Consider the following 13,435-nt stretch of genomic DNA (forward strand, 5'->3'; position numbering starts at 1 on the left):
TGAATATGAAAAAAATCATGAAATACTTAGCCGCATTCACCGTGTTGATGGTTCTGAGTTTATCTGCCAGTGTGCTTGCCCAGCCCAGTCCGGGCTCAAACTCAGGAGGTGACCCTGTCGGCGGCCCTCCCATCGGCGGAGGCACCGCTCCCATCGGCGGCGGAATCGTCCTGCTGATCACCATGGCAGCCGGCTACGGTATCAAGAAAGCCTTCGATGCCAGGAATAAATTCGAATAACCACAACACCCGATTTTTCGAAAGCCCGGACATTAGTCCGGGCTTTTTCAAATCAATAAACACAACACTTTTCTAAACATTAATCATTAATTCATATTTACTTATTTATACTGAAACTGTGTAGTAAGAATATATGAATAATGATTCTCCGGAATTCAATGCCGCTTCAGGAATTAAATCTGAAGCTGAAATCAATCCAATTATAAACCCCTAAATACCTTTCACCATGGAAACAATAAACCCTTCAGGGTGCAGAATAATTCTCCGGTTCCTATTTATAACTGCTATATTTGGCCTGTCTTCCGGCTGGTTTTTACCGGACAAGGGAGCTGCTCAAGTCATCAAAAGGGGGGAACGCCCTCCTATTGACATAATGTCCGTTCCCGATGACGCAATGGAACAGGGCATCATCAGGATAAAATTCAGCCGGTCAGCAGAGGCCCTGCTTGACAATCATCTGCCATCAACAGACCCCCGGGGCATCGTTCAGTTTGGGTTGCCCGAAACAGACCAGCTAAACCGGCAGTTCGGCGTAACTGAAGTGAGAAAAACCTTTGCCGCCGCGATGCAGAATACCAGGTTTGCCGACCGGCACCGGGCATGGGGCTTTCATCTGTGGTACGACCTGACTGTATCTGAAAGTACCGACCTGCGCGCCATGGTTTCCGCCTACACTTTGCTGGGTGAAATCGAGCTGTCGGAACCGGTTTACCGGAAACATCTGATCGGAAACGTTATGAATCCCATGCAGCTTCCGCCTGAAACCGGGCTGAATTACACCCCCAATGACCCGCAATACCCTGCTCAATGGCACTATCACAATACAGGACAGCAGGGAGGGACCTCGGATGCGGATATAGATCTGCCTGAAGCATGGAACATCAACCGGGGCGATTCCGAAGTGATTGTTGCCATCGTTGATCAGGGTATTCAATACACTCACCCTGACCTTGCCGGTAATATGTGGAGTGGCATCGGATACAACTTTGTTGACGATTCGCCAACAATTGTTCCCGGAGACCATGGTACCCATGTTGCAGGAACCGTGGCAGCCAATACGAACAACGGAACCGGAGTAAGCGGCATTGCCGGAGGTGATGGCAGCGGGAACGGGGTCAGGCTTATGTCGTGTCAGGTGTTTATCGGCTCCTCAGGAGGCAGTGGATTTGAGAATGCCCCTGTTTACGCGGCCGACAATGGCGCAGCGATATCTCAGAACAGCTGGGGATACAACTCATCAGGGTATTATGAACAGGCGGTACTGGATGCCATTGACTATTTCAATGCAAACGGAGGCGGATCCTTGCTGAATGGCGGAATAACCATCTATGCAGCCGGGAACAGCGGCTCTCCGGGGCAATGGTATCCGGCATATTACAGCGGGGCGTTTTCAGTTGCCGCAACCAACAATCAGGATCAGAAAGCATGGTATTCAAACTATGACACATGGATTGATATTGCAGCTCCGGGCGGTGAAACAGATTATGTTAATGAAAGAGGCGTGCTGAGCTGCCTTACGGGCAGCAGTTACGGATTCTACCAGGGCACTTCCATGGCCTGTCCTCATGTTTCAGGGGTTGCCGCGCTGATTCTTTCGGTTGCTCCGGGTCAGTTGTACCCTCAGGATATCAAAGATATTCTCACCTCGACGGCAGACGACATAGATGCGCTCAATCCTGACTATACCGGAATGCTCGGCAGCGGCCGCATGAATGCCTATGAGGCGCTGCTGGCGACACAAGGCTATATCAACCCTCTTTTACCGGCTGCCCCGCAGAGTTTTTCGGCGGATGCTGTAAGCCATAATCAGATTGACCTGAACTGGCAACCCAATGCCGCCAATGATATAGTAATGCTTGCCTGGAATTCAACCAATAGTTTCGGTGTCCCATCAGGAGATTATCTGCCGGGTCAATCGATTTCAGGGGGCGGAACTGTACTCTATGAAGGAAGCCTCACAGAATTTGAACATACCGGTCTTGATCCTTCTACTACCTATTATTATGCATTGTGGTCGAAAAATGGCGGCTATTATTCCGCAGTTTCAAGAAAAGCCAATGCCACCACTTTTTGCGGAGTGCTGAATTTACCATTTAGTCAATCATTTTCAGGCCCTGCCCTTCCAAACTGCTGGACCCAGCAGAATCCCGGGGCAAGTGCTGATCATTGGTCATTTTCTGCGACGAACCTGGCAGCCGGAGCTGTTCAGGGCGAAGCAAAATGTTACTGGCAGGGAGGAGGCAGTGCAACCCGCCTTGTGACTCCTCAGATCAACACCCTGGGAGTAAATTCGATTGACCTGACTTTCAGTCATCTGCTTGACGATTACGGGACAGGGGCTACGCTCCGGGTGCAGAGCAGTACCGACGGCATAAACTGGACGAATGAAGCCTGGTCGATGATTTCGGTAAATAATACGAATAAGGGACCTTTTATCACACAGACAACAGTCAATAGCAACCTTAATTCACCCGTCACATACATCGCTTTTACCGTCGAAGGAAACCTTTCTGCCATTGACAACTGGTATATTGATGATATAACTGTTGAAGCAGCCAATACTGACCTACCCGTGGTTATAACATCCCCGGTAACGGACATAACCGATATTACTGCAATCAGCGGTGGCGAGGTGGTGTTTGGAGGAACCTCCGCGGTCACTGCCAGAGGAGTATGCTATGGCACCAGCCCGGACCCTGCCCTTTCCGACAACTTTACAATCAATGGTCAGGGTACCGGCGCCTTTATCAGCCAGATGATCAACCTTTCGCCGATAACAACCTATTATGTCCGGGCTTATGCCACAAACAGCAGCGGAACCGCCTATGGCAGCAACATTGAATTTTCAACAAACTGCGGAATCGTCTCACTTCCATTAAATGAGAACTTTAATAATTCAACTTTCCCGGAGTGCTGGAGCCAGACATCAACCATCAGCGACCGGTGGACGGTATCAAACAGTGCCAATGCCGGAGGAGCTCCAAACGAGATGGTGGCCATCTGGACAGAAGGAACCGGAATTTCCAGGCTGATTACACCTCCGTTGAATACCAGCGGAATGAGTGAGCTTACTTTGACTTTCAGGCACTTCTACGACGACTGGGCATCCGGACTGTCCTATAAAATCCAGTCAAGTGCGGACGGGATCACCTGGACGGATGAATCATGGGTCAACGCATCCGGTAATGGAAATGACGAAGGCCTTGTTTCAACACCCATCGTAAACAATCTCGGCTCCGTCACTTACATTGCCTGGGTGCTGGAAGGAGATCATTATAACTTTGATGCCTGGTATATTGATGGCATATCTATTGAAGGTACATCTTCAGATAAGACATTAAATCTGAGTCTTTTCATCGAAGGATTCTGGAATGGCTCAGGCATGAATCAGGCACAGGATGTAGATCAGGATGAAAATAGCTTCAATAAGTTCAGCGGAACCACCGTTGATACACTCAGTGTTTACCTTGCTGAAGCCAATGCCCCGTGGGCAATTGTTTATGCTGCTCATGCAGTCAGCATCAACACTGACGGATCCATGATCATTCCGGTACCCGCAGCCTTCACTGGAAGTTATTATATAGTAATTGATCACCACAGCAGTGTTGAAACCTGGAGTGCCATGCCCGTTGATTTCAGCGGCACAACCATCGATTTTGACTTCACCACTGCCGCAGGCCAGGCTTACGGATCCAACCAGAAATCAATGGGGTCAGATTGGGCGATCTATTCAGGGGATGCAGGCGGTGATGAATACATCGAATTTCTGGATGTAGTAGCCATCTATAACCTTAGTGTAGCCGGGTTCTTCGGATATACACTCTTCGACCTCGACGGCAATGGTTACGTTGAATTTCTTGACTACATCATCGCGCATAACAACAATGTTAACGGTGTAGGCATGAACACCCCGGCAAATCCGGTCAAACGACCAGGATATTTTTCAGGTAAACAAATTGAATAATTGACTGGAAATTTTTCTGAATCCAGCTGAACACCCGGAAGCAAGCGCTGCTTCCGGGTGTATCTTTATGAGCCGGAATTTGTATATTAGCAAAATAGTACGTTGAATTCATCAACCATAGCCGCATACATTGATTTCACATAATAAACTTCATCTGCCATGAAAGCAAACTTTCACATATTTCCGCCTTTAACCCTTTTACTCTTTTTTGTATCAATGGTCATGGGTACTTCAGCTTATGCGCAGACTGCATCCTGCGAAGTTTATCTGACCAACGACGCGCAGACAGCCCCTGATCAGATTGAATTTGATATCTGTGTAAGATCGACAAACCATGATGATTTTCCTGCCGGATTTTTATACGGGCACGGACAGTACAGAATTGAATTTAATCCATCCATTATAAACCATGAACGCGATCTGATTGAGGTTGAAGTATTAAAAGGGTCTTCAGAATTAAGTTGTGTTGATCAGCAGCCACTCCACTGTAGTTTTTTGCCTGATACTATCAGTGCTTATCTGGTCAGGGCAAGGTTTCCGGTAAAACCGGAGCTTGCATCACTGATCCCTGCCGGAAATACCGGGATCAGAATAGCCCGGATCAGCATGAAAGTTGTAAGTATCTCCGAAAAAACGCCATCCTTTTTCAATCAAGGCACCACAGCCGATCTCCGCTTATCAGATCAGAATCCGGGAACTACAGCTGTATCATTTATGGAGAAATCCGGAACAGTGGCTGTTTGCAAGCCGATTGAACTATCAGGCGCTTCCTTATCCAACAAACCATTGCTCGGGCAATGAGCCTTACCTAAACAACATTAAGTCAATGACATGCTAATTTCTTGATTTACTCAGAAGCGACAGGTCTGGTTGACTTTCAGACGCATACACCTCAATTGTATATATGGTTTGAAATCAGGAAACCAATGATTTGGGGCCGGATTTATAAATCAGAACCAATTCCTTTTGGAGGGCATTGCAGGCTGAAGTAATTTGGTTTTCTCAACAAAATCAAGCGCTTCAACATCTCTCCCCATCTCAACTACTTCATTATCATTTAATTAAGCCGGACAACCAGTTACTATTGATTAAAAATAGTAACCAAAATACTGCAGGCAATTTTTACCTTAAACTTAATATACTGAATATCTGCTTATTAACCCAGTAGTTTTAATCCCAAAACCAAGCAAAAAATGGAGAAATTTTACAAACTGCTAAGCCCGCTGTTGCTTATATGGTGGGTTGGAGGCTTTGCCCAGCAACAGGCTTCCATTTATTCAGATCAGACAGATGGCAGGTATCAGCTTGAGGCCTGCCAAAACAGTCACCGGAGCATTTTTAACTCCACACGTGCCACCATGATTTTTTCTGAAGAGTTCAACGGATCACTTCCTGCCGGATGGCAGAACAATGTAATTGCCGGACCAACGGGTTTTCCCGGTTGGGAATGGACCTTAACCGGTGGTAATTACGGAGGTCAGTTAAACTCTACCACAGCATCAAACGGTTACATGATCCTTGATTCGGACGGTTATGGTACCGGGGATCCTGAGGAAGCTGATTTAATAAGCCCACCCATAGATTGCAGCGGGGCAACCACTGCGATTTTTCTGTCATTGGAACATTATGCCAGGACATTCGGCGCTGCGGACATCAGTATTTTCATTTCCAATGATGATTTTGTAACCCAAACCCTGCTTTATAACTGGTCGGGCGCTCCGGTAAACGCCGGTAACGGCACTAATCCGGTTTTTTCTCAGTTTGACATCACATCTGTTGCCAACGGCCAGACAAATGTGAAACTTAAATTCAAGTGGATCGGCGCATACGATTATTGGTGGCTGATTGATGATATCAAGGTCTTTGCTGCTTCCACCTACAACCTGACCATGCTTAACCCTTCCGGAAACGGCACGGTCATTCCAGCACCGGGTGTTACACAACAACTTGAAGGATCATTTGCCAATATTTCGGCCCTCCCTGATTTTGGCAATACGTTTCAATCATGGAGCGGCGAAGCTACGGATCCGTCGGCATCCCGGACAACGGTTGAAATGACCAAAGACCAGACCGTTCAGGCAAATTTTACAGCCTATACCGATGATTTGCTCTGGCATCAGTTCACCTACGGTACTTCTGCGAACAACAGTGCGTATATTGATGATGTCACCGAATATGAGGTTGCAGATAACTTCTCAAGTTCAGGCATAGAAGATATCAGAAAGATCGTGGTTGAAGGCCTGCCCTTAGGTTACAGCATAGGAGCCACTCAGCAATTCATTGTCAGATTTTACGATGAGCCTGCCACCTCAGAGCCAGACTGGGCAAATCCGGTTGTTGTTCAGACGATCGATGCCATACCCTATTATGTTGAAGTACTCTCATGGAACAGCGGGTACCTGGTTTACAGATATGAACTGAATCTCACCTCACCGGTTACACTGCAAACGGGCTGGGTATCCGTACAAAATGGTTCAGGCACCTTTTTCTGGCTCAGGTCAACCGAAGGCAATGGCAACGGAAATGCCTGGCAAAGGGTATTGGGTGAACCAAGTAATCAACTTGAATACGACATGATGCTCGAATTATGGGGAACGCAGGCACTGGCACCCCCATCCTGTGTTGATCTGGTATTTCCGGCCGACGGAGCCATTGATGTGCCGGCCAATACCGACCTTAGCTGGAATGCAGATGCCAACGCAACCGGGTATATTTTATTTTATGGAGAAACATTGCCTGCCACCGGGACAGATGTTGGAAATGTATCATCCTTTCCCGTATCTCTGGACTACACCACCACCTACCAATGGAAGGTTGTACCTTACAACGGAAGCGGAGAAGCCACAGGATGCCCGGTATGGTCTTTTACCACCCAGGCCGACCCTACCATTACTACTTTCCCCTGGACCGAAACCTTTGAGGATGACTCTCCTTCGAGAGCTTCATGGATCCAGATACAGGAAACCGGCAGCGGGCTGTGGAGTTATGCCAGCGGTTCATCCGGCGGGTTAATCCTTACTGCCTATGCCGGCGACTTAAATGCAAGGTTTGTATCAACAAGCGGCACCAACACTCCGGTAGCTAAACTTGTCTCGCCCCCGCTGGATTTAACTTCTATCACAAATCCAAGACTGGTATTTTATTACGGGCAGGAATCGTGGGTTGGCGACCAGAACACGCTTAAAGTTTATTATCGTACGGATGGAATCTCGCCATGGACTGAACTTATTCACCTTACTGAAGATATTACTGCATGGACCGAGTACATAATCACCCTCCCTGACAAATCAGCAACTTACCAGATCGCATTTGAGGGGATCAATAATTACGGCCGGGCCAATGTGGTTGACCAGGTAACCGTTCAGGAGACCCCGCTATCCGTGCTTTCATGGTATAATCTTCAATGGCCTCCAACCGCGACCATTACATTGACTGAAAACGTATCAGTATACGCCCAATGTTGGGAACCCGGAGTAACCCCGGGAGCAGGTCCGGGCGTTGGCATTGAATGCTGGATTGGAATCAGTTCATCTGATACTGACCCAAGTACCTGGGATTATTGGGTACCTGCAGCATACAACACTGGTTTTGACCCGGGAAGCAATAACGATGAATATTTTGCTGAAATCGGAAACGCACAGGGCATCCCTCCCGGTACTTATTATTATGCCAGCCGGTTCAGGTACCTTGGCGGACCATTCACCTATGGCGGTATCGGAGGCCCCTGGGATGGCACAACAAATGTTTCAGGGATTCTCACTGTTACCCCGTGCAATGCTTACACGGTTCCTTTCAGCGAAGATTTTGAAGAATCATCACCCAACCTAGGGTGCTGGCTGACATATAATGCTGATGAAGGCGGAACTGCCTGGACATTATCAAATATATACAACAATACTCCCGGCGGTCAAAGAAGTGCCCTGCACAGTTACGGAGACATTGGCTATGATGAAGATGGCTGGCTTGTCAGCCCGCCCGTAAGCATACCATCGTCCGGTCAGATTGATCTTGCTTTTTGGTCATATAATGAGTTCCCTGATGATTATGGCAAAAACAGCGTACTAATTTCCACAGGATCGGGAAATCCCGATGATGGCGAATTTGTTGAAATCTGGTCACCTGCTAGTGTTACAGATGCCTGGACAGAAACAATTCTGAGCCTCGTAGCTTATGCCGGGCAAGATATTTTTATTGCCTTCAGATACGAGGGAAATTATGCACACGAATGGTATCTGGACGATGTGTTTGTCGGCACCCTTGCCCCTCCTGTTAAAACCCTCAACCTGAAAGCGTACATTGAAGGTTTCTGGAACGGCGTTTCAGCCATGAACCAGGCTCAGGATGTGGATCAGGATGAGAATATCTTCAACAAGTTCAGCGGAACCACGGTTGACACCCTCAGTGTTTACCTGGCCGAAGCCGATGCCCCCTGGGCATATCTCTTTGCCGCACATGAAGTCAACATCAACACCGACGGCTCCATGATTGTATCGGTTCCTGCAGCCTTCTCGGGCAGCTATTATATTGTAATTGACCACCACAGCAGTGTAGAAACCTGGAGTGCCCTGCCCGTTGATTTCAGCGGTACTACCATTGACTATGACTTTACCACTGCTGCCGGACAGGCTTACGGTTCCAACCAGAAATCAATGGGTACGGTGTGGGCGCTCTATTCAGGCGATGTAGGAAATGATGAATACATTGAATTCCTTGATGTGATTGCCATCTACAACCTGGGTGTAACCGGATTCTTCGGATACACGCTCTACGACCTTGACGGTAATGGCTACATCGAGTTCCTCGACTACATCATTGCATACAACAACAGTGTAAACAGTATAGGCATGAACACGCCGCCCAACCCGGCCAAAAGGCCCGGAACGTCAAATGTACAGCTCACTGAATAACAACAGGGCATTAACATATTTTCAACAATAATCCCAAGTCAATTTAAAACCAAACATTATGAAAAAATCAAAACTCTTCCTAAGCATGAAAGTGCTTCTGACCTTGTTGGCTCTTTTTGCCTTGGCCGGGGCACAGGCTCAGCCTGTTGCTTCCTCCGAGGTGATTCTTGCCAATGATGAGATAATCAGCCCCAATGTGATTGAATTTGACCTGTATGTCAAGTCAACCAACAATGTCGATTTTCCTGACGGCTTCCCCTATGGCGGGGGGCAGTACAGGATTAACTTCAACCCGGCCATCCGCAACGGGGCCAATACCCAGATCTTTTTCGAAATGATCCCGGGCACTACCGGGTTAACGAACACGGCACAGGCTCCGCCTTCTGTTACCAATCCCTCTCTGGCCCAGAGTTTTGTCAGGCTTACCGGGCCTTTACCGGTGGCCTACGGCGCAGCTTCAATTATTTCACCAACCGGTAACGGTACCAGGATCATCAGGTTAAGGATGACCAGCAGGGATAACACAAACCAGACTCCGGTTCCATTTACTCCAGGTATCGCACCATCCCTTGTCCTTTCAACCTCGGCTCCCGGGGCTACAACAACCTCCTATGTTATTCCCGCGGGAACCGTATTGTTCTGCAGCCCACAGGTATTGACTACCTTACTGAACAATCTCCCGCCCAACCCGGCAGGAAGCCCGCCCCTGGCCTTTAACGTGACAGGCGGAGGCTCATACTGCCAGGGCCTCGCAGGATTACCTGTCGGACTGGAGGATTCAGAACTTGAGGTCAATTATGAACTGCTGCTTGGCGGAGCCCCCATGGTTCCTCCCGTTATTGTTGGCGGAACCGGTGAGGCCATCACTTTTGGCGATCAGCTGGCAGGAGTCTATACGGTCACCGGAACCAATGCTTTCGGATCAACACCGATGACCGGTGAGGCAGTCATTACTGAAATGCCGCTGGTAACGTCTACCGTAGCGATTGCTGCAGATCCGGCCGGACCTGTCTGCCAAGGAACTACGGTAACCTTTACCGCAACCCCGGTAAACGGCGGCGACCAGCCGGCCTATGAATGGTTTGCAGGCGGCGTTTCCCAGGGCATCGATTTTTCAGGTTCATTCTCTTATGTTCCGGTTGACGGCGATGCCGTTTATGTTGTAATGACACCCGACATTCTTTGCTCGGCAGGCGATGCCACTTCAAATACCATAGATATGGTGGTTGAAGAACCGCTCCCGGTCAGCGTAAGCATTGAAGCCGACGATACCGAGGTATGCGCAGGCACCAGCGTTACATTCACCGCCACACCGATGAACGGGGGAACCCCAGACTACCAGTGGTACCTGAATGGAAACACGGTCGGCAACAACAGCGCCATCTATAGTGTTACCCCGGCAAACGGAGATCAGGTTTATGTGGTAATGAATTCAAGCCTGGGATGCACTACCGGTAATCCAGCCACTTCAAATACAGTTGCAATTACCGTGAACCCGGTGCTTACACCTTCGGTAAGCATTGTAGCCGATCCCGCCGGCGCCGTTACACCGGGAACAAGCGTTACATTTACAGCTACCCCGTTAAACGGAGGTGTACCTACCTATACCTGGTTTGTTAATAATGGTTCGGTAGGCAGCGGGAATCCCTATACCTACATCCCTGAAAACGGCGATTTAGTTTATGTTGAAATGATCTCCTCTGAAGAGTGCGTTGACTCCCCGTTTGTTTTTTCAAATCAGATCACCATGGTGGTTGAAGAAATCATTCAGCCGCCCGTTGCTTTTGAAATGACAGGCGGAGGCTCATACTGCGAAGGAGAGGATGGCGTTGTGGTCGGACTATCGGGATCTGAAATCGGGGTAACTTACACCCTCTATCAGGATGCCGTAGCAGTGGCTTCGACACCCGGGACAGGCGCTGCCCTTGACTTTGGGCTCAGACTCGAAGGCGTTTATACCGCCAGCGGAACCAATTCGGGAGGGACTACAGATATGACCGGAAGCGCCATTGTGATCGAAAATGCACTGCCGGATGTTACCTGTCCCACCGATATGGATGTTTGTATCAATGCAGGCGGTCAGACGCTTGCCGGCGGCAGCCCCACAGGCGGGGTGTATTCAGGCACAGGTGTAACTGACGGTATTTTCTATCCCGCAGTTGCAGGTGTTGGAGCACATACCATAACCTATACCTATGAAGATATGGAAACCGGATGCTCCGATTTCTGCACCTTTACAATTACCGTTCTTGACATACCTGCCGCTGCCGGACTTATTGCTGGCCCGGCCACGGTTACCGAAGGAGATATGGGCGTAGCCTATAATGTCGGCGTCATAGCCAATGCTACTTCCTATAGCTGGGCTTACTCAGGAACCGGAGTTACCATCAACGGAACCGGCAACATGGTTACCCTCGACTTTGCCATCGGGGCAAGCAGCGGAGTATTATCCGTTTACGGTGTAAACGGGTGCGGAACGGGCGCCGGGTCATTCTTTGATATCGTCGTTGATCAGACTGGAACAGGCTGTGCAGCTACAACATGGACCGGTGCAGAAGACAGAAACTGGTTTAACCCGGCCAACTGGAATCCGTGCCTTCCTACAGCAATAACAGCTGTAACCATCCCTGGGGGAGTGCCTAATTTTCCAACACTGTTTTTTGATGCAGCGTGCGCAAGCATTGTGATTCAGGACGGAGGTTCCTTTATTGGTGCGGAACATCTCACTGTAGCTCAGGCAGAAGTACAACGTAATATTGACAATGCAGCGTTCCATTTGCTGTCCTCACCAGTTACCAGTATTAATTTCGGCACTGTATTTCCACTGAACCAGAATGCGGTATGGGCCCGTCAATACGATGAACCCTCAGGTGACTGGATAAACCTGTTCATCAATGATTTTATGGAACCAGGTATTGGCTACTCCATTGAAATGGATGAACCACAAATGGCTTTATTCCCCGGCATCTTTAATACAGATGATGTTACACACAACTTATCTTATGCCAATACCAGTGGCGATCCTGACCGTGTAGGATGGAACCTGCTTGGCAACCCATTCCAGAGCGCAATAGACTGGGATATCGTCCTGAACGGGCCAGGCTCCACACCTGTTGTGGATGCAGCAGTTTATGTATGGGATGGTGCGCAGTATGTTTCTTACAATGGTTACGCCGGAAGCCTGACAGATGGTATTATTCCGCCTCAGAACGGTTTCTTTGTCAAGGCAATTGGTGACGGATTGTCACTTACCATTCCGCTTTACGCCCGGGTTCACAGCAACATTGAATTCTACAAGGCAAGCCAGGCTAATCTGCTGTCGCTGCGTGCAAATGGTAATGGCTATAAAGATGAAACCTTTATCCGCTTCAACAGCGCTGCAACCCCCTTGTTCGATGGTCAGCACGATGCTTATAAACTGTGGGGGCTCAGCAATGCACCCCAGCTGTACAGCATTGTTCCCGGCGATGTATTGAGCATCAACGAACTGCCCTTCGAAGGCAATGAGGTGGTCAATATCGGATTCAGGTGCGGCGTTGGCGGGACATACAGCATTACCGCTTCCGGAATGGAAAGCTTCAACGCCAACACCCCGGTTATGCTCGAAGACCTGAAACTCAATACCATCCAGGATCTGCGCCAGAACCCGGTTTACAATTTCACTTACAATACCAGTGACAATGAAAACCGCTTCAGGGTGCACTTCAAGGCTGCTACCGGAATCAACGATCCTTCATTGGGCGGAATCTCCGTTTACAGCTATAACCATACCGTGGTGATTACCAATACCACCGGCCTTGCAGGAGATGTCCGCATCTATGACCTGGCCGGACGCGAACTGATCAACACCAGCATCGGAAGCCGGATGACCACCCACATTCCTATGCAGGCTGTTATCGGCACCTACATCGTGAAGGTGATTACCGAAAAAGGCACTGTCAACCATAAAGTGTTTATCCGCTAATCAATTTTCAACGAAGCTCCCCGGCCTGGCCGGGGAGCAAATATTAACCACTATAATCTGCTGAATATGAAAAAAATCATGAAATACATAGCCGCATTCACCGTGTTGATGGTTCTGAGTTTCTCTGCCAGTGTGCTTGCCCAGCCCAGTCCGGGCTCAAACTCCGGAGGTGACCCGGTAGGCGGCCCTCCCATCGGCGGGGGTACCGCTCCCATCGGCGGCGGAATCGTCCTGCTGATCACCATGGCAGCCGGCTACGGTATCAAGAAAGCCTTCGATGCGAGGAATAAATTCGAATAACCTGAACAAACCCGGGCCAGATCTGAAAAGCAAGATTTCTTCGCTTCCAGCCGGGAGAATT

Annotated in this window: 6 protein-coding genes; all 6 read left to right on the forward strand. The window is 48.9% G+C overall.

From position 1 onward, the window contains the following. Nucleotides 1-5 precede the first annotated feature (5 nt). The 6 genes from TBC1_RS04375 (at nucleotide 6) to TBC1_RS04400 (ending at nucleotide 13,374) form a co-directional block, all read left to right on the forward strand. Entirely contained in the window at nucleotides 6-239 is a 234-nt protein-coding gene (locus TBC1_RS04375) for a hypothetical protein (protein ID WP_062039031.1), read from the forward strand. A gap of 373 nt (nucleotides 240-612) precedes the next feature. Further along, nucleotides 613-4,203, forward strand: coding sequence for a S8 family serine peptidase (locus tag TBC1_RS04380; protein ID WP_172668823.1), 3,591 nt, complete (start codon nucleotides 613-615; stop codon nucleotides 4,201-4,203). A 159-nt stretch (nucleotides 4,204-4,362) separates the two neighbouring features. Next, a complete protein-coding gene (locus tag TBC1_RS04385) occupies nucleotides 4,363-5,004 on the forward strand; it encodes a hypothetical protein (protein ID WP_062039036.1) in 642 nt (213 codons plus the stop codon). 392 nt (nucleotides 5,005-5,396) lie between these two features. Continuing rightward, nucleotides 5,397-9,110, forward strand: coding sequence for a choice-of-anchor J domain-containing protein (locus TBC1_RS04390; RefSeq protein ID WP_062039039.1), 3,714 nt, complete (start codon nucleotides 5,397-5,399; stop codon nucleotides 9,108-9,110). A gap of 58 nt (nucleotides 9,111-9,168) precedes the next feature. Further along, on the forward strand, nucleotides 9,169-13,074 hold the full coding sequence (locus tag TBC1_RS04395; RefSeq protein WP_062039042.1) for a T9SS type A sorting domain-containing protein: 3,906 nt from the start codon (nucleotides 9,169-9,171) through the stop codon (nucleotides 13,072-13,074). Between the two features lie 66 nt (nucleotides 13,075-13,140). After that, a complete protein-coding gene (locus TBC1_RS04400; RefSeq protein WP_062039045.1) occupies nucleotides 13,141-13,374 on the forward strand; it encodes a hypothetical protein in 234 nt (77 codons plus the stop codon). Nucleotides 13,375-13,435 lie beyond the last annotated feature (61 nt).

The sequence above is a fragment of the Lentimicrobium saccharophilum genome (assembly GCF_001192835.1).
In the GTDB taxonomy this organism is placed as follows: domain Bacteria; phylum Bacteroidota; class Bacteroidia; order Bacteroidales; family Lentimicrobiaceae; genus Lentimicrobium; species Lentimicrobium saccharophilum.